Origin of the sequence: Paenibacillus radicis (ex Xue et al. 2023), from assembly GCF_024722015.1 — a bacterium.
Classification (GTDB): Bacteria; Bacillota; Bacilli; order Paenibacillales; family NBRC-103111; genus Paenibacillus_S.
Genome location: NZ_JANQBD010000013.1, coordinates 131,361 through 150,398, shown reverse-complemented (window position 1 = coordinate 150,398; position 19,038 = coordinate 131,361). Strand labels below are relative to the sequence as shown.

Genomic DNA, 19,038 nt, shown 5'->3' with positions numbered 1-19,038 from the left:
GGCCTGTACTATCATCACCCAATTTGAAGGGAGATCACTATGAGCTATAATGTGAAACATTTTGGCGCCATTGGAGACGGACATACACTGGATCATGAGGCAATCCAATCCGCTATCGACGAATGCAGCCAATCCGGCGGTGGTATGGTAGTTGTCCCGCAGGGAACTTATCTTTGCGGAACGATTCATATCAGGTCGAACGTATGTCTACATCTGGAGATGGGCGCCGTTATTCTAGGGGCTGATGATCCGTCCCACTATCCTGAAATTTGCAAGACTCCTTACGGAAACTTGCCTGGACAAATTCAAGCTTTGATCTGGGCCGATGAAGTGGAAAATATATCGATTACCGGACAAGGGATCATTGATGGCGGAGGCGCCAGCCCTCTGCCTCCTTCCGTGGCTGCCGGGGTGAAGTTTCGGCCTGCGCTCATGTTTTACCGGGGGTGTAAAAATGCGAAATTTCTGGACATTACTTTTCAGTATTCTTGCTTTTGGACGTTGCATCTGATGCGCTGCGAGGATGTTATGGTGCGGGGAGTCACTATCCTCGCCGACATGGGTCGAATCAATACCGATGGGATTGATCCGGACGGCTGCAAAAACGTCATTATCAGCGACTGCAACATCAAAACCGGCGACGATTGCATTGTAATTAAAAGCACGGAAGGTGACGTGTGCGAAAATATTACAGTTACCAACTGTATCCTCAGCTCCCGGCATGCTGCTCTTAAAATCGGAACGGAAGCGATCGGACCGATTCGCAACATCACGTTTAATAACTGCATCATCCATAATACAGATGTGGCGCTTGCGCTTTACATGAAGGATGGCAGTGTGTATGAGAATATGGTAATCAGCAACATGGTCATTGAAGCACGCAATGAATTTCCGATTTTACTGGACATTACTCCCCGTTATTACAAGGAACCGAAGGCTGGACGCATCCGGAACATCACCTTCGATAACATTACCGTAACGGCGAAGGGGCGCTGCTATATCGAAGGAGTTCCTTTGCAGCCCGTGGAGAATGTCCGTTTTCGCAATATCATATGGAACGTATCCGGTCCTTGCAATTTGACGGATCCGACAAAACCGCCGGGAGCCCGACGCGTTGAACTCGATCCGGATCGGATCAACTATGCCGTTCATCCATACCAGTTCATCGCTGTGCATGTTGATGGTTTGCTTCTGAACCATGTCTGCATCCGACATGAACAGTCGGACAGTGTTTCCGACCGGGGTCGCCTGTACGCTGATCATGTCCGCAATTTGACGGTGGACCGTATGGATTCATTTGACGCACCAGCCGGATTGGAGCCGGTGATGATCCGGCAGGATGATGAATCAGGCGAGAAGAGGGCGAAATAGATGAGAAAGAAGAGAATATCAAGCATTTTACTAATAGTCGCTATGTTAGTAGGTATGATGCCTGAATATGACTTGGGCTCAACGGTCGTGCAAGCGGCAGGGGCGGACAAAATCTATTTGAATGAAAATTTTAACAACAGTACCCATTTTCCGACAGGTCAAGCACCTAATTATGCGGATTGGTCCTCGGCAGGCAATGGCGTAGCGGATACTAATTTCTGGTCAACCACTACGACAGGCGGTTCGGTAACGGTGGAGGATGTTCCCGATTCATCCAACAGAAGTGTAAAAATTAACAGGACCAGTACTTCAAGTACGACCAAGGCGGAGTCATCCTTAGATTTTACAAGCCAACCGTTAAAAGGCTTAGTCATTGTTGAAGCCAGCGTTATGTCTAGCGGTGCTATGACCGGAACCCAGGTTGCTCCTTATATAACGAATGGGGCCGGCTCGTCCATAGTAAAGATACAATTAAACGGCGGAAAAATAAAGGCCAATAGCGGATCGACCCAGCAAGATGTACAAGCCTTTACTCAAGGCACATGGTATGACCTCAAAATGGTAATCAATACATCCAGCGATATTTATGATCTGTATATTAACGGAATCAGCAAATTAACCGGTCAGGGCCTGGCAGCTGCGTCGGGCGGGTCAGTAGGAAAAGTCACCTTTAAAATGGATACAGGAAACAACACCGGCGCCATTTACTACGACAATTTAAAAGTATATACAACAACGCCTACGGCTGTAGTAACCGGTTTAGCTTTTGATTCGGCTACCTACAACGTTTATCAAGGCGATGTTTTTAATGCTGTAGTTCAAGCCGTTTATTCAGATAATAGCAAGCAAGTGTTAACGAGCGGGAATGTCTTTTCATCCTTAAATCCGACAATTGCGTCCGTTGATCCATCAACAGGGGGAGTTACTGCTCGCAATCAGGGTACAACGCAAATCTCGGTTTCAAATAGCGTATACGGCACCCCTGTATCGGCAACGGTGATTGTCAATCCGCTTCCGGCTCTAACGGCACCGACTGGGCTCAGCGCAGGTACAGTGACGGGCACATTGCTGCAATTGAATTGGTCTGCGTCGTTGAATGCGGCCAAATACTATATATACAGGGCAGCTGCAGGAAGCGGGCTGTACAGCAAAGTCGGAGAGTCGACAACAACCACTTTTACGGATAATACCGTAGCGGCAAGCACAGCGTATGATTACATCGTTTCGTCCGTATTTACGACTACGGGAGGGCAAGTGATCGAATCGTCTCAAAGTCCTAAAGTAAGTGTCGAGACACCGGCGGCATCAGGGTTTATTGTCGATGACGACTTCAACGGAGCTGCAACGGGACGGGTCCCGGCCGGGTGGACCAGCACGAACGCGGGGTCCGGAACGGTAGCTGTAGCGGAAGTTCCTTCCCCAGCGGACAAAAGCTTGAGCCTGAACGTCAAGAGCAAAAGCGATGCCGCCGAAGCCGACAATATATTTCCGGGAATTACCGGGAAAGTGGCGATAGAGGCCAGAATTATGACGAATGGAGCGCAATTCAGCGTGTCTCCATACATCTACAACAATAAAGACAAGGCTGTGATGAAATTCGGACTTAGAAACGGGTATTTCGTTGCGATCGGCGCTTCCCAGCAAATCAATACGCAGCCTTTCGTCCCGAACCAGTGGTATAACATTAAAATCATCGTGAATACGAACGCCAACACGTATGATCTTTGGATCGACGGGGCTCAGCAAACGGTGGACAGGTCGGACCTGGTCACTCCTTTTGACGGTACAACCAATATTACACGGGTTATGTTTAAAGCGGATAATAGTGATGTATCCACAAGCTATGTCGATAACGTTAAAGTATATACGCTGCCTCCTGCTCAAATCACAGGAATTAACTTTGACCAACCGGCCTATACCCTTTATGAAGGGGATACTTTTAATGCGAGAGTGAATACGGTTGACACGGACGGAGCCGCTCAGAATGTAACAAGTAGCAGTACTTATACATCTTCAAACCCCAGTGTTGCAGCCATTGACGGGACAGGGAAAATTACGGCTATCCGCGCAGGGACTGCACAGCTGAATGCATTATATACAGTAGGGCAAAGTGTGTACCAGGTCCAGGCCACTGTGACCGTAAACTCTATTTCGGCCCTAACTGTCCCTCAAGGACTTAGCGTAGGGGCTGAATGGAGCACTTCCATAACATTAAACTGGACCCCTGCGGCTAATGTTACGAAATACAGCATCTACAGAGCGAAAGCGGGAGATAGCCGGTACAGCTATGTCGGACAATCTCAACCCGGTATTGCCGCATATATCGATAACAGCATATCGCCTAACACGGCTTATGATTACAAGGTATCCTCCGTGTTTAATACTACGGGAGGACAAGTGATCGAATCTGTGCAAAGCAGTAAAGTCACTGCCACTAGTGCGGCGCCGCCTGTGAATTTCCCGACTGCAGCTACGGGTTTTACGGTCAAGGATGACTTTAACCGCGATAAAAAAGGAGATACACCAAATGGCTGGGTAGCAGATACATCCGGCGGTACTGTGAGCGTGCAGGAAGTCCCGTTCCCGGTCGATAAGAGCGTCATGATAACTAAAAGCACTGGAACGAATGCGGCAACTGCTGCAAGGAAGTTCTCATCTTTAAACGGAACAGTGACCATAGAAGCTAAGGTTAAAGCCATGGAGACAGCCGGAACCAAGTACATCCCATACATCTATGACGGTAACGGCAATACGATAGCGGCCATAGCATTCAAAGACGGGAACATTGTATACAACAAAAACGGGTCGTTGACCAATACAGGAGTATCTTTCAATGCGGACAAATGGTACATCGTTAGGGCGGTGATCGATACAGGCGCCAGTAAGTACGATCTTTACATTGACGGAATGAAAAAAGTAGGCGGAATCAGCCTTTTGGCCCCGGCTTCGGATGTAGGGAAAATATCCTTCGGCATCGACGCGGGCAATACCGGCACGCTTTACTTTGACAATGTTAAAGTATACAGCCAGGCAGCCTTCATAGGAGGGCCGCCGGCACCGGTATTCGATGTTAAAAATTACGGCGCCATAGGAGACGGTCTGACGAAGGACACAGCTGCGATACAAGCTGCCATCGAAGAGGCTGCGGGCACCGGCGGATCGGTTTACTTACATGACGGCATATTCCTTTCAGGGATGATCCAATTAAAGAGCAATATGACCTTTTATATTGATTCCACGGCAACCTTAAAGGGCAGCTCGTCCACTGCCGATTATCCGGATACGAATCCGCTTACTTACAACACGCAATTAGGTCCTGCAGCCAATTGCAATAAAGCGCTGATTTATGCGGATCATGTGGAAAATGTGACCATTGATGGTGGAGGAACCATCGACGGAAGCGGCGACTCCTTTGCCGTAGGCAGCGAACCTACAAGGCCTATGGCTATTTATACCGTACTTAGCAGCAACGTAACCATGCAAAATTTATATATCAAGAAATCCGGCATGTGGACCGTTGTCAATGCGGAAACCGATTATCTGATTATTAGAAACATCTACTTGGATGTGAAGCTGTCAAGCAACAGAGACGGTTTTGATATTGTCGATTCCCATCACGTATTGATTGAAGAGGTGACGGTAAATACCGGGGACGATGCCATATGCATTAAAAGCGGTAAACGACGTGGAGTTGAGGACGTGCTCGTCCGAAATTCCAATGTTACCGCTTCGGGTACAAACGGCCTGAAATTTGGAACAGCCAGTTACGGGGCGTTTAAAAATGTCCGGTTTGAAGACATCATGGTCAAGGGCGTTAAATACTGCGCCATGTGCGTGGAATCGGTTGACGGAGCAGACGTAACCAACATCACTTTCCAAAGAATTGATGTTCAGGATGCTGGCAACCCATTCTTTGTCATTCTTGCTAAGAGAAGCGACCGTACGACAAAAGACGATAAAGCTAAAAAGGGAACGATGGATACGGTCCGGTTCCAGGATATCATCGGAAAAAATATGAACACGTCCTGGGCTTCTCCGATATCAGGCGCTAACATGTCGGATGGTACCAATTATCGATTAAAAAATATTTATTTCGACAATGTGAATATGACATACAAAGGCGGAAGAACGACAGTGCCTGGAAATCCGTCTGAATATGCGCTCGGACAGTATCCCGAATCGAATATATGGGGAGATCTGCCGGCCTATGGTTATTATGTCAGGCATGCAGATGGAGTACTTTTTACAAACAGCACAACGAATGTATCTCCTTCGGATGCAAGAGAGCCTGTAATGATGGTGGATGCGTTCAATTCAACAGGTATCGTGCTGGGTACGACAGGGTACAGCCTCCATGTTGGTGAAGCTCAGAATATTAAAGTTACGCAAAGTTATGAAAACGGAGATACTTTGGACGTAACAGGTTCAAGTACTTTTGCATCATCCGATACAAGTGTAGCGACAGTGGATGCTTCGGGAAAAATAACGGCAGTCCGCGCAGGAAGCTCGGTCATCACAGTTACCAATCGCGTATACGAGGCCGTGGCTAATGTGACCGTTTTGAACGATTTGGTGCTGAGCAGCGATGCTGCATTAAGAAGTCTCATCGTCACTCCAGATATACTGACACCCTTATTTGATAAGGAAACAACCAATTACACAGCAAATGTGGGTTATGCCGTAAGTGCTGTAACCATTGCTCCAATCGCCAATTCCGCTTATGCTGCCATAGCAGTTAACGGAGTCTCGACCGAGTCAGGCGGTAATTACTCGGCGAATCTGAACTTTGGTGCTAACACGATATCCGTCGTTGTAACGGCACAAGACGGTACTACGAAAACGTATGTACTTACTATAACCAGAAGGGTTGATAACAGCAGTAACAGGAGCTCCAACAACGAACCGTCCACTCAGACGGTGACAATAGACCCCACAGCTCTCAAAGTCACTAATGTTTCATCTGCTATAAATGTAGATGCAGTGCTGGATAAGTCGACAGGAACGGCAAAAGCGGAAATCTCCGCAGCCGATTTGAAAAATGCATTGGAAAAAGCGGCGGCGGATCATAATGGAGTGAAGACGGTAAAAATTCAAGTGCCAAAGGTGGACGGTACTAAAGTATATGAACCCGTATTGCCCGCAAGTTATGTAACAAACGGAGATAAGACGCAAAAGATAGCAATTACGACTCCGTTTGCAACGATAGAACTGCCGGGTAATTTACTCAAGCCCTCCGAAGTATCGGCTTCATCAACAATCTCATTTCCTGTTGAGTTTGTGGTTAAGGAAACTATCGGGGATAGGCCCATACTGGACCTTCAAATGAGGGTTGACGGTCAGATAGTAAAATACGATAACCCTGAAGCTGCCGTTACGATATCGATGCCGTTTAAGCCATCGGATCAGGAAATGAAGGACCCTGAGCATATCATCGTCTTGTATTTGGATGGGGATGGAAATGCGGTGAAGGTACCGAATGGAAAATATGATACAGCAACGGGAAAGGTTACTTTTAAAACGACGCATTTCGGCAAATATGCCCCCTCTTTCGATTATAAAACTTTTGATGATATAAGTAGCTACGGGTGGGCGAAAAAGCAGATTGAAGTGCTCGCTTCCAAAGGGGTTATCAGCGGAACGTCGGATATTACATTTTCGCCGGCGGAAAGCATTACAAGAGCAGATTTCCTTGTACTTCTGGTGAGAACTCTGGGAATTTCCGCAGACATTGACGGCAACTTCAGCGATGTAAGTAAGTCAGACTATTTCTATCAAGAGCTTGGCATTGCAAGGAAGGTTGGCATAAGCGACGGAATCGGGGAAAACTGGTTTAATCCACAGGATAAAATATCACGGCAGGATATGATTGTGCTTTGCGCAAATGCACTTCAACTGACACTAGGGTCTGGTGAACATGGCAGCACATCCGATCTTGAACCATTTAAAGATAAGTCCGATGTAGCTTCCTATGCAAAGGAAAGTGTCGCTTCCATGGTTAAAGGAGGCATAGTGACAGGAGACGGAAGCCACCTTAACCCTCGTGGTAATACTACAAGAGCAGAAGCAGCAGTGATCATGTACCGAATGTTTAATAAGCAATAAAGGATACGACAGAACAACTGAAGCACATCATGAATCCGGTTCGGATTGATGGTGTGCTTCGTTTTATATTACGAGGTGACCCAACCAGCATGGCCGCTGCCAGATCGCCGCACATCCGCTGTCCCAGAGACAGATGACGAACCGGTGTATGGATGAACTTATCCAGCTTCAACACTTCGGTTAATTTCTTGATGTTGTCCTTATAAACGTCAGGCTCGATCTGGTAGATGCGCCTCAGAAGCTCGAAGGATTCACCGAGCAGTAAATCCCAATAGAGCTGCGAACGTTGTCCGAAAGGTAATGTAGTCTGCGTACTCTTCAAAAATAGTCCCGGCTGAACCAATCGGCACACCATTCCCATACATTGCCGGATACATTATACCGATGGAAATTTCAAAAACCGTCGGGAATTTGTTCGAATCATGAGAATTAAAGACAACGAAGGAAATGGGAAGACTGTACATTCGAAAATAATAGACAAAAACTCCACTAAAAGATATTATATTAATTAATTACTTGAATTAATTAATTATACTTTTAGGAGGTTAATATGAGAATTATTTACTTGGACATCGATTCAATCAGACCTGACCATATGGGTTGTTATGGTTATGAACGAGACACGACCCCCAACATCGACCGCATCGCTTCAGAAGGTACTCGTTTTAATGATTGCTATTGTGCATCTTCGCCTTGCGTACCGTCACGTGCAAGCTTTATGTCCGGTCGGTTCGCTGTTAACCATGGCGCATTTACTCACTGGGGCCCAGGATATGATTTTTACTATCCTGAGGGAGATGGACATAGTGAGACGATGCCTTTCTTCACACGACATCTTCGGAAGGCAGCTTACAAGACGGTTACGTTCTCAACTTTCGGCGACAGGCATCATGCTTGGTGGTATTTCGCTGGATGGAATGAGGTACATACGCACTCACTTAAGGAAGGCAATGAGGATGCGGATGAAGTGAACGCAGCCGTTATTCCTTGGCTGAAGCAGCACGGAAAAGAGGAAAATTATTTCCTTCATATTCAATATTGGGACCCACATACGATGTATACATACCCTAAGGAGTATGCAGATATGTGGAAAGATAGCCCAGTTAAAACGTTCCCGAACGAGGAAACTATTCAGGAACATAGAAGGGATATTTTCCCTAGATCTGCTTCGTTCTTGCATACAGCTAACGAGATACCGGCAATCATGCCCAAACAAATAACGAGTCGCAGCGATTTCCAGCAACTGCTTGACGGTTATGATGGGGGCATCAGTTATATGGATCGTCATGTAGGGCAACTCCTTGAAACATTGAGGGAGCTCGGGATTGAAGATGAGGTCTGTTTTATTATCAGCGCGGACCACGGCGAATCGATGGGTGAGCAAGGAATTTATATGGAACATGCTACCGCGACAGAGGCTGTACATCACATACCTTTGATCATTAAGGTACCAGGGGTGACTAAACCGGGCACGGTGATAGACGGATTTGTGTACAACGTAGATGTGATTGCAACGATCACCGATTTGTTAAGACTCGAAGTGCCAAGTGGCTGGGACGGTACCTCTTTCCTGCCTGCGCTAAAAGGCGAGCATTGGCAAGGACGGGATTACTTGGTCATGGATCATGGCCTTTACACATGCCAAAGAGCTGTACGTGATGCGAAGTGGTATTACATTCGAACCTACCATCCGGGATTATACCGTTTTGATGTGGTTACCCTCTACGATATGGAGAATGATCCTAATCAACTTATTAATGTCGCTGATATTCATCCAGATGTCGTTAAGGAGATGGACCACCGACTGACGGAGTGGACTCAGCAAAACCTCGCTCAGCCCGGTCACCGTGTAGACCCTATGCAGAAGGTAATAGAGACTGGTCCTTGGAAGTATGTTACATTGGAAGGATGGGTACAAAGGTTAAGAAATGAAGGTTGGGATGAAGCTGCTGATCAGCTGTTAAATAAATATCAAGCTTGATAGCTGTTAGCCCAACCGTGGAGGTAGGATTGAATAATGAAGTTGACGGGTCGAAACCACGTACACACTAAACTAAACAATAAAATCGTTATTTTGCAAACGTTATTGAGGCACGGGGCCATGTCACGGCAAGACATTGCAGAGTTGACCAAGTTAACACCGGCTACCATAACCAACTTAACGGCAGAGCTTATAGCGGAACAATTATTGGTTGAGTGCGGAAGTGTCGTACCTGCAAAACAACGCGCAGGACGCCGTTCTGTCGAGCTTGATGTACAAACAAATTCCATGTATGTGGCAGGCGTTCATGTGCGGCAGGATCGGTGGGAGGCGGCGATAGTAAATATTAAAGGAGAGGTTATTAGCTCCAGGCAATGGCCTCTAGACGGGTTGAATTGGACGCAACTCATACCTGAAATTATTCAAGAATTAAAAGGCTTTTTTCATGAGAATAAGCAATACGTAGTGTATGCAGTTGGGATCGGCTCCTTCGGACTAATACGACATGTTACCGGAAAAGTACTGCAACCAAATATGGGGGCAGTTCCGGAGCTGCCGTTAGTCGAAGAGTTGGAGCGGCACTTAAAATTACCCGTTTATATTGACAACAACGTCCGAGCAATGGCACAAGCTGAGAGTTTGTATGGGCAAGGTAAAATCGCGGAGAACTTCTTATTCGTTTATATCGGATGGGGAATCGGCGCAGGCCTTGTACTTCACCATGAACTGTATCGAAGCGGGGCCACTGGTGCGGGGGAACTGGGCCACATGACGCTTTTCCCAGATGGTGAGCCCTGCTGGTGCGGTAATCGCGGTTGCTTGGAGATGTATGCATCCGATGCAGTGTTAGTAAAGCGGCTGAAATTGTCAGGTACGGATGACTTGTTAAAACTAGCAAGGGATGGTAATACTATGGCTAGAGCTGCTCTTGAGGAAGCTGGAGTCGGGATCGGCGTTGCACTTGCCTCTTACAACAATATTTTTCAGATAGAACGTGTGATCATTGGTGGTGTCCTGGCCTTGGAAGATTTACCTCTAGTACATCGTGTGAGAGAAGAAATCCAATCCCGTTCCTTCTTAGCACGGCTTCATCCAGTTGAAGTCACCGTATCTTCATTAGGTCCAAATATTGGTACGATCGGGGCAGCAAGTTTAGCAGTAGACATGCATTTTTTAACTTTAAAAGATTAGCATAGTAGCAAAATATTATAATTTAGGGCCGGATGCAGATACCAGCCCTATTTATGTATTCTTTGTTGAAAGTGATTTATTAAGCGTCAAATGAACTGAGGTGCAGCTTGCTGAAGAGGTTAATTAGAACAATGAAGATCGGAAGCTTATTTAACCAGCTTGTCTCCTCTTATATAGTGCTTATTGTTATACCTATTGCACTAATTGGTTGGATGTCCTTTAAAGCTTCCGAAGAACTGCTAATGGTGAAAATCAGTGAAACCAACAGACAAACCACAGGTCAAATAGAAAGAAACATTATAACTCTTATCGACCAAGTTACCGCTGTAGTCAATATGAACAACCTGAACCAGAATTTAGAGTCCTACCTGATAAAATCATATACTAATCCATACGAACAACTCACGGATCGGGCTAACGTTGAGAAAAATATGATGCAAGTATCATTAGCCTTCGATTGGATGCAATTTGAATCATATATAATCGGTAAAAATGGTCTGGTCTATTCTACCAATGACTCAAGCGGGGTGGTCAATACCGAATGGTTTTCGCAACTACCGAATGAGCCTATGATTAGGAAATATCCCGACCAGATTTGGTGGACAGGAACCAAAACAACTTACATAAAAAACCAGGGTAATCAAAATTATTTTAATGCAGTTAAATTGTTACACAATGTCAATAAACGCTCGGAATATGGGGTTTTCATTCTGAGTATCAAGGAAGATAGTCTATATCGTATTTATCGAGACAGTATTAATTCTGAGGCGGCGTTTTTTATAATAGATCGAGAAGGCCGTTATGTAACTCATAGCCATAGAGAACTAGTAGGGCAATTAGCAAATTCAGAGGTTATCGAGCGAGTCGGTATCGAACGAAATAATGAAGGGACCTCTACGATCTACGAGGGAAATACTATAACTTCGATTAAATACCTAGAGATCCCGGGTTGGACATTAGTCATGAATGTTTCCGTACAATCCTTATTTAAAGACATTCAAGGGCTCTCCAATAGTATTTTCTTGATGGCCCTCATCCTTGTCGGTATCTCAGTATTTGCCGCAGTGTGGATGTCAAGAAGAATTGCTACGCCTTTAATTCGATTAAATCAACGATTGCAGGCATACCGCATCAAGGGAGGGCCGCCACAAACGAATACAGTGGTTCCGGAGATGAACGAATTGGTTTTATTGACAACGGAATATGAACAAATGGTTCGAAAGCTGGAACATACCATCCATGAATTGGTTCGCAATCAGGAGGAAAAACGTAATGCGGAATGGAATGCCCTTCAAGCTCAAATCAATCCTCATTTTCTTTATAACACACTGAATTCCATTAAGTGTCTCTTGTGGATCAACAAGACGGAGTATATCGAGCCTACGATTAACGCGTTAGTTAAGCTGCTTCAAATGACTATCCAACGAAAAGACGATGAGATCACATTGCGGGAAGAAATTGCTTGCCTGGAGTATTATGTATACATTCAAGAAATCAGGTTATCCAGAAAAATTATCTTGAGGACATTTATTGATGAAGCTCTATGGTCCTGCCATCTTCCCAAGCTGTTGCTTCAGCCTATTGTAGAAAATGCCATCTTTCACGGAATTGAAAGGAAACCCGAAGATCAGGGAGAAGCCATCATTACGTTATATGCCGTATCGTACATAGACGACATTAGAATTGAGATCACTGATAATGGGGTGGGTATGGACTTAGAGCAACTGCGCCATCAAGAGGTTAAACAATCCAATCATCAGTTTAACGGGATTGGAATGAGGAATGTTCATGAACGGCTTCAAATGAACTACGGCAGCCGGTATGGACTTTCAGTGCATTCCATACCAGGTGAAGGTACCGCTGTGACATTAACTTTACCCGTTCGTGAAGCAAAGTAAAGGCAAAAAGGGGGGTTGGGCTTGAGAAAAATTCTAATAGTTGACGATGAGAAGCTGTTGAGAAAAGGCTTTATTCACATGACTGATTGGCCATCGCACGGATTCCAAATAGTGGGGGAAGCCGCGAATGGTGAGGATGCACTGCAATTAGTAGCAGATCTGAATCCTGATATCGTTGTTACGGATATAAAAATGCCCGGCATAGATGGCTTAGAACTTATTCGAGCCATTAAGTCTGCCTATCCACAGACCGAAGTAATTGTACTTAGCAGTTATAGCGATTTTCCCTATGTAAAAGAATCACTGCAACTTGGGGCCGCCGATTATATTTTAAAAGCTAGTATGACTTTTGACGAAGTGCTCGCCGCACTAAGAAAATGGACTCCAAAAAATAAGGATACCATCGAAAATGATACGGAGAAGAATTCTGAATTTATGCCGATAGAGCAATTGTCTGAACAAAACAAAGCATTCTATGGGAGCATCTTGGCAACGAATAAGCAGAAGGCAGCTAAAGGAATGGAGGAGCAGTCCTTCTTGCTTGACCGCATGAATTGGAAGGTCCTTCGACCCTATTTGGAAGAGAGAGATATGACTGGGCTTTACGATAAAGTTTTTGACAGAGCTATAAGCCTCATTCAGTCGGGTATAGCTCCTGAACCGTATTATTTACAGAAATGTCTTGTAGAATTAGTCTACATGCTTATCCATAAAATGGATGAGGCTGGCTGGAATCCAGTGGAGTTACAGAAACATAAGATATCCTATTTTCGGAGAATCGAATCCTCTTCAAGCTTTGACGTATGCATGCAAGAATTCAAAAAAGTGCTGTTGGCCATTGATCAGTTTGTATCATCCCCCAGCAATTCTTCTAGTAAATACAGTCCGACAATTAAAGCAGTAACAGCATATCTGCATCAAAAATTCGGAGACACTGAATTATCACTTAATCAAATTGCTAAGATATTTCATGTCAATAAAAGTTATTTAAGCCAATTATTTAAGCAGCAGGTTGGGGTTAACTTCCAATATTACTTGACTCAGATTAGAATCGATAAAGCAAAAGAACTTCTTAAACAAAATGTGCCAGTAAATGAGGTTTGTTTGGCCGTGGGTATTGATAATATGAGCTACTTTAGCCAATTTTTTAAACGCAGGGTAGGTGTGTCCCCCACCGATTATGTGAGAGAATCGAATTTGTCGGAGACCAAAACCAATAGAAACTCTGGTGAAGTGACCCCGTAAAATTAGACAGGTTATTTTATTAGGCGATTTGCTCGGCATGAGTTCGGTACTGTACCGGACTCATGTCTTTTAGTTTTGCTTTAATTCGCTTGTGATTGTAAAGGGCATGATGGTACTGTTTCATCTGATAGTGCCAGCCTTGGTCAGAATGAATCAGGAGCTTATCCACAATACCTTTAATTACATGAGATCCCGTTGTAATTTTTTTGAGGCCTAAAAAATAAAACATATTCTAAATAAATATAAACACTGAATCCATTCATTTTTCAAATCCCAAATGGATGGATACTAATCCTAAATGAATAGACTGTAAAGTTCAGAAAAATCCCTATAGAATGTAACTGAAAGCGATTGCGCCGCACAAAATGACAAACTTTGAAAAACAAATTAAGGGGGTAAGTGTATGAAAAAGAAGATTTTATCCACGAGTGTGGTTGCAGTTCTGTTATCGGGAGTAATCGCAGGTTGTTCCCAGTCAGTGGCACCTACTCAGAAAGCTGATGGAAAATCAGTAAAGGGACCTGTAACAATTAGCTTTTGGTTCCCTGGAGCAGATAAGGCCAACGATGAGTACTTTACGAATGTAGCCAAGGAATTTGAAAATTTAAACCCAAATATCAAAATTGAAACTACCGTACTTCCTGCAAACGCTGCAGACGTGGACACGAAGCTGAATGCTGCGAAACTTAGCGGGACATTTCCGGATGTACTCTCGGCGTACCTCGTTTTCATGGGGACTCGAGGCACTAAAAATGAATTCGCACCGTTGGATGATTATCTCAAGAATTGGAATGAAAAGGATGATATTCTAGAAAGCGCATTAGCCGCTGGTAAGGTGAAGGATAAAAGCGTAGGACTTGCGTTTTTTCCTGCACCTGAGGTCTTGACCTATAGAAAAGACTACTTCCAAGAAGCGGGGCTTGACCCCGAGAAGCCGCCAACTACTTGGGAAGAGCTGGCACAGTATGCTGAGAAATTAACGAAGCGTGATGCTTCAGGAATAGTTACCCGCGCGGGGCTCGATATCCCCGGAATAAATGCAAGCGTATTTTTCGAACCGTTTCTTCGTCAAAATGGCTCGAAAGTAATTGATGAAGCAAAAGATGTACCTTCATTTAACGATCCAAAGTCCGTGGAGGCTTTTAATTTCCTTGTGGGGATGGCTAATAAAAAGGTAAATATTCCTTATAACTATCAAAAGAAGGATGATGTGCCTTTTATGAACGGGAATGCTGCAATGTCTTACCTGCAAACCACGTCGATCAGCAATCTACTTACAAATAAGCCTGAGTTGAAGGATAAGCTTGGTTTCGCACCAGTCCTAAAACGCGAGAATAAAGTGGCATTCAATGGAAATCGTCTTTTTACGATAGGGGCTAACAGCAAAAATAAAGACGCTTCTTGGGAGTTTATCAAGTTCATGATGTCTAAGGAGCAAGTATGGAAGCGGTATAAGGATTTAAAGATCCCCGTTGTCAGAAAGTCGCTGGAAAAACAATTCATGGATGAGGATCCGAAATTCAACTCTGTTCTTATGGATTATGTAAAGAATGGTAAGGGGAAAGCAACGGTTACCTGGTCTCCCCTGTACGACAAATATATCCATTTGGCTTACGAAGAGGCGATCAGTGGTAAAAAGCCGGCTGCACAAGCATTAAAAGATGCTCAGGAAGGGCTCGAAAAAGAAATAAGCACATTTGCAAAATAAAATTATTAGGGAGGTTCTGGCTCCATGTCTGAATTGACTTTAGTGACAGAAACTTCAGCGGGCCGGAGGAAAAAGGCGGTAAGACTTGACGAAGATCGAATAGGCTATGTGCTGATCGCTCCTTTTTACTTTTTCTTGCTGGTGTTTGTACTGATACCGATTCTTGTTAATTTATATTTAAGCTTTACGAATTACGATCTATCGAATGCCGATTGGGTTGGATTGAAAAATTATCGGATTCTTCTGTCGGATCAGTTTTTCCATATCGCGTTAAAAAATACGTTTGTCTATACAATCCTTACCTTATTGTTTTGTATGGTAATTGGTTTAATGCTGGCGCTGGTCTTGAACCGTAAATTGATCGGCCTATCATTTTTACGCACCGGTTTTTTTATGCCTCACATTACCTCTATGGTGGCTGTATCGATGATATGGCTATGGATCTATGAGCCCTCCCACGGTCTGGCGAATTCATTCTTGGATGTACTGGGCATCAAGAAAATCGAGTGGCTCTATAACGAGAATTGGGCAATGCCTGCTGTTATTTTTATGAGTATATGGAAATTGGTTGGGTATAACATGGTTATTTACTTAGCAGGCTTGCAGAGTATTCCAAAGGATTTGTATGAGGCGTCTTCGGTAGACGGTGCAGGACCCAAAATACAATTTTTCAAAGTAACGCTTCCAATGCTAACACCGGTTACCTTCTTTCTTTTCATCACAGGATTAATCCATAACTTCAATGCATTTGAACAAATCCAGATCTTAACACATGGCGGTCCGATGAATTCGACCACAACCTTAGTTCATCAGATTTACAATCGAGCTTTTACCGAATTTCAGATGGGGTATGCTGCTGCGCTTTCTATGATATTGTTATTTATTATTGCATTTATCACTCTTGCTAATTTCAAGTATGGAAGTCAAACACATGAATAGATTTTTATGTAACAGAAAGGGTTCATGATGGAAACTACAAAATACCGAGTCCCTATTTCAGCTGTGATGTTCATCTTGTCACTTGTAATGCTTGTTCCGTTCCTGCTTATGATCTTAACCTCGTTTAAAACCATGGGCGAAATTCAGTCATCCCAATTTGTCTTTATACCCAAGCAGCTATCACTGGATAATTACATTCAGGCTATGAAGAGAGGGGATTGGCTTCAGTATTTTTGGAATTCGATTTTCGTAACTGCCGTCACTGTCATTGCCAGCTTGTTGTTGAACTCTATAGCCGGCTACAGTTTTGGTAGACTGCGTTTCAAAGGCAGAGACTTGTTGTTCGTCATCTCATTAGTAGGTTTAATGATTCCTCCTCAAGTCACGATGATTCCGGTTTTTCTCATACTTAAGCATATTCCTTTCGCCGGGGGGAATGACTGGTTAGGTCAGGGAGGGATTGGCTGGATCAATTCTTACATGGGATTAATCGTGCCGTATGTAGCCGGATCATTTGGAGTGTTCTTGTTCCGTCAATTCTATCTTAATTTCCCGAAAGATCTTGATGATGCTGCAAAGGTGGATGGGCTGAGTGCTTTCAAAACTTATCTGTATATATATGTTCCGTTAAGTAAGCCGATCTTCGCTACTTTAATTGCGTTAAAAGCAACTCAGTCTTGGAACGAATACACCTGGCCTCTAATTGTCACAAATAATGATGCGATGAAGACGGTTCAATTGGCTCTGACCTTGTTTAGGGACGAGACCCAGGTTCAATGGAACTTATTAATGTCTGCGACGACACTTATTGTACTGCCACTTATGATTGTGTTCCTATTTTCGCAAAAGTATTTTATCGAAGGTATTGTCACTTCGGGTATAAAAGGATAGTAGTTAAGAACAAAGTTAGGAATAGGGCGCTTCTTCGGCTCCCTTACCTCTTGGTAAAGAGAGCGAATGAAAGGAGAGACTTACTTGAAAACAATCGTACTTTTATTAGATTCAGTCAATCGGCATTTCCTAAGTACTTATGGAGCATCCGGCATTTCGACACCAAATTTAGATCGTCTGGCTGAACGGTCGGTGGTTTTTACTAATCATTGGTCAGGCTCGCTTCCTTGTATGCCGGCACGAAGGGACATGTTGACTGGGCGCCTTGGTTTTTTGGAGCGCAATTGGGGACCGATCGAACCTTTTGATCAGACATTACCTCAAATGCTAAGAGATAACGGGATTTTCTCCCATATTTCCACGGATCATTATCATTATTTCAAAGTAGGAGGGGAAAATTACTGCCAGCAATTTGATACGTGGGATTTTATTCGTGGGCAAGAAAGCGACCCTTGGGTTTCGCGAGTAATGAAGGACGAGCAGCCGGAGGGGCACTTGGGTAAATTTGTACCCCAATATGCATTAAATAGGAAGGAATTTCGCAAAGAAGAGGATTATTCTTCACCAAAAACGATCAAGTCCGCTATCCGCTGGCTAGACAGTAACCATGATGCGAGTGACTTCCTACTTTGGGTGGAAGCATTTGACCCTCATGAACCGTTTGATCTGCCAGAGTCATATATAGAGGAATACGAAGATGACTATAATGGCCCCTCCTATTATTGGCCCGAATACGGACAAGTCAACGTTCCGAATGGAGCATTGAAACATATTCGTAAACGGTATGCCGCCCTTTTAACTATGACAGACCGCTGGGTGGGCAAGTTGTTTGAAACAATGGATCGGTATGCGATGTGGGAAGACACCATGGTGATCTTTACTTCTGATCACGGTTACATGCTAGGTGAACATAATTTTTTGGCCAAAAATGTTATGCCTGCATTCAACGAAATAGCCCATATTCCCTTGATGATTCACATGCCGGGAGATAAATATGCTGGCAAACGGGTTGATACATTGACGCAAAACATTGATCTGTTTCCAACCTTGCTTGAGCAATTTGGGCTGGATGTAAGCCGTTGCCGGAACAGACTGCATGGAAAATCATTGCTGCCCTTGATCCGTGGGGAGGTATCCTCCATAAGAGACTGCGCATTATATGGATATTTCGGAAAAAATGTCAATGTCACGGATGGAGAATACACCTACTATCGAGCTTCATATCACGATGACAACTCACCGATCTCTTTATATACTGCGATGCCTACAACGATTGGCCATTATTACGGAATGGATCATATTATTGAACCGAGCCGCATTGAAATGGGTCCATTCCTGAAATGGACAGACTTTCCGGTGTATAAAATACCTGGAAATAATGTGAGAATGAAGGATCAGACTCAATCATTTCATGTGAATAGCGAATATATTCGGCAGCATTTACTTTTCAACATCCGCGAAGACTATAGCCAGAATCATCCGCTGCATCATGAAGAAACAGAGCAGAGGATGATCCAGCTGCTGCGTAAAGCATTAGAAGAACACGATTCACCGAATGAGCAGTATTCGCGTCTTGGTCTGGTATAGTATCGACGGGTATGTCCCAATAGGAAGACAAAGACATACCCTCGATAATAATAAAATAAATACATTTGGAAGGCAAAAATACAATCATTAAAGAAAATGTAAGCGGATTCAAAAATTTCTCAAGA

At 44.1% G+C, this 19,038-nt stretch carries 11 protein-coding genes and 2 pseudogenes; 10 read left to right on the top strand and 3 right to left on the bottom strand.

Annotated elements, in window-relative coordinates; all coding sequences use genetic code 11:
• Positions 1 to 39 precede the first annotated feature (39 nt).
• Positions 40 to 1,371, top strand: a complete 1,332-nt coding sequence (locus tag NV381_RS18475) for a glycoside hydrolase family 28 protein (RefSeq protein WP_258214768.1) — start codon at positions 40 to 42, stop codon at positions 1,369 to 1,371.
• Positions 1,372 to 7,473, top strand: a complete 6,102-nt coding sequence (locus NV381_RS18470; RefSeq protein ID WP_258214767.1) for an S-layer homology domain-containing protein — start codon at positions 1,372 to 1,374, stop codon at positions 7,471 to 7,473. It begins immediately after the preceding gene.
• On the opposite strand, the gene NV381_RS18465 is transcribed toward NV381_RS18470, so the two are convergent.
• Together NV381_RS18465 and NV381_RS38490 are read right to left on the bottom strand one after the other, a co-directional pair.
• A complete protein-coding gene (locus NV381_RS18465; RefSeq protein ID WP_258214766.1) occupies positions 7,460 to 7,795 on the bottom strand; it encodes a hypothetical protein in 336 nt (111 codons plus the stop codon). The genes NV381_RS18470 and NV381_RS18465 overlap by 14 nt on opposite strands.
• A pseudogene (locus NV381_RS38490) lies at positions 7,792 to 7,854 on the bottom strand (SUMF1/EgtB/PvdO family nonheme iron enzyme); the annotation flags it as partial. The pseudogene NV381_RS38490 and the gene NV381_RS18465, both read right to left, overlap by 4 nt.
• 169 nt (positions 7,855 to 8,023) lie before the next feature.
• On the opposite strand from NV381_RS38490, the gene NV381_RS18460 reads away from it, so the two are divergent.
• The 4 genes from NV381_RS18460 (at position 8,024) to NV381_RS18445 (ending at position 13,788) form a co-directional block, all read left to right on the top strand.
• Positions 8,024 to 9,454 carry a sulfatase gene (locus NV381_RS18460; protein WP_258214765.1) on the top strand — a complete coding sequence of 477 codons (1,431 nt, stop codon included), beginning with the start codon at positions 8,024 to 8,026 and terminating at the stop codon, positions 9,452 to 9,454.
• 36 nt (positions 9,455 to 9,490) lie between these two features.
• The gene (locus NV381_RS18455) at positions 9,491 to 10,645 is read left to right on the top strand and encodes an ROK family transcriptional regulator (RefSeq protein ID WP_258214764.1); all 1,155 of its coding nucleotides are present in this window, start codon (positions 9,491 to 9,493) and stop codon (positions 10,643 to 10,645) included.
• 131 nt (positions 10,646 to 10,776) lie between these two features.
• Entirely contained in the window at positions 10,777 to 12,543 is a 1,767-nt protein-coding gene (locus NV381_RS18450) for a cache domain-containing sensor histidine kinase (RefSeq protein ID WP_258214763.1), read from the top strand.
• Positions 12,544 to 12,564: 21 nt separating this feature from the next.
• Positions 12,565 to 13,788 carry a response regulator transcription factor gene (locus NV381_RS18445; protein ID WP_258214762.1) on the top strand — a complete coding sequence of 408 codons (1,224 nt, stop codon included), beginning with the start codon at positions 12,565 to 12,567 and terminating at the stop codon, positions 13,786 to 13,788.
• A gap of 19 nt (positions 13,789 to 13,807) precedes the next feature.
• Here the strand turns inward: NV381_RS18445 and NV381_RS18440 are convergent.
• Positions 13,808 to 13,951, bottom strand: a pseudogene (locus NV381_RS18440) (IS3 family transposase); the annotation flags it as partial.
• A 240-nt stretch (positions 13,952 to 14,191) separates the two neighbouring features.
• Between NV381_RS18440 and NV381_RS18435 the strand changes: the two are divergent.
• The 4 genes from NV381_RS18435 to NV381_RS18420 all read left to right on the top strand — a co-directional run bounded on the left by NV381_RS18435 (position 14,192) and on the right by NV381_RS18420 (position 18,913).
• A complete protein-coding gene (locus NV381_RS18435) occupies positions 14,192 to 15,496 on the top strand; it encodes an ABC transporter substrate-binding protein (protein ID WP_258214761.1) in 1,305 nt (434 codons plus the stop codon).
• A 24-nt stretch (positions 15,497 to 15,520) separates the two neighbouring features.
• Positions 15,521 to 16,435, top strand: coding sequence for a carbohydrate ABC transporter permease (locus NV381_RS18430; protein ID WP_258214760.1), 915 nt, complete (start codon positions 15,521 to 15,523; stop codon positions 16,433 to 16,435).
• Positions 16,436 to 16,459: 24 nt separating this feature from the next.
• Positions 16,460 to 17,326, top strand: coding sequence for a carbohydrate ABC transporter permease (locus NV381_RS18425; RefSeq protein ID WP_258214759.1), 867 nt, complete (start codon positions 16,460 to 16,462; stop codon positions 17,324 to 17,326).
• Between the two features lie 84 nt (positions 17,327 to 17,410).
• Positions 17,411 to 18,913: a sulfatase gene (locus NV381_RS18420; RefSeq protein WP_258214758.1), complete on the top strand. Its 1,503-nt coding sequence runs from the start codon at positions 17,411 to 17,413 to the stop codon at positions 18,911 to 18,913.
• Positions 18,914 to 19,038: the final 125 nt, after the last annotated feature.

Coding starts and splice junctions, on each gene's coding strand:
- NV381_RS18475 (WP_258214768.1), top strand. CDS start 40: ATGAGCTATAATGTGAAACATTTTGGCGCCATTGGAGACGGACATACA.
- NV381_RS18470 (WP_258214767.1), top strand. CDS start 1,372: ATGAGAAAGAAGAGAATATCAAGCATTTTACTAATAGTCGCTATGTTA.
- NV381_RS18460 (WP_258214765.1), top strand. CDS start 8,024: ATGAGAATTATTTACTTGGACATCGATTCAATCAGACCTGACCATATG.
- NV381_RS18455 (WP_258214764.1), top strand. CDS start 9,491: ATGAAGTTGACGGGTCGAAACCACGTACACACTAAACTAAACAATAAA.
- NV381_RS18450 (WP_258214763.1), top strand. CDS start 10,777: ATGAAGATCGGAAGCTTATTTAACCAGCTTGTCTCCTCTTATATAGTG.
- NV381_RS18435 (WP_258214761.1), top strand. CDS start 14,192: ATGAAAAAGAAGATTTTATCCACGAGTGTGGTTGCAGTTCTGTTATCG.
- NV381_RS18430 (WP_258214760.1), top strand. CDS start 15,521: ATGTCTGAATTGACTTTAGTGACAGAAACTTCAGCGGGCCGGAGGAAA.
- NV381_RS18425 (WP_258214759.1), top strand. CDS start 16,460: ATGATGGAAACTACAAAATACCGAGTCCCTATTTCAGCTGTGATGTTC.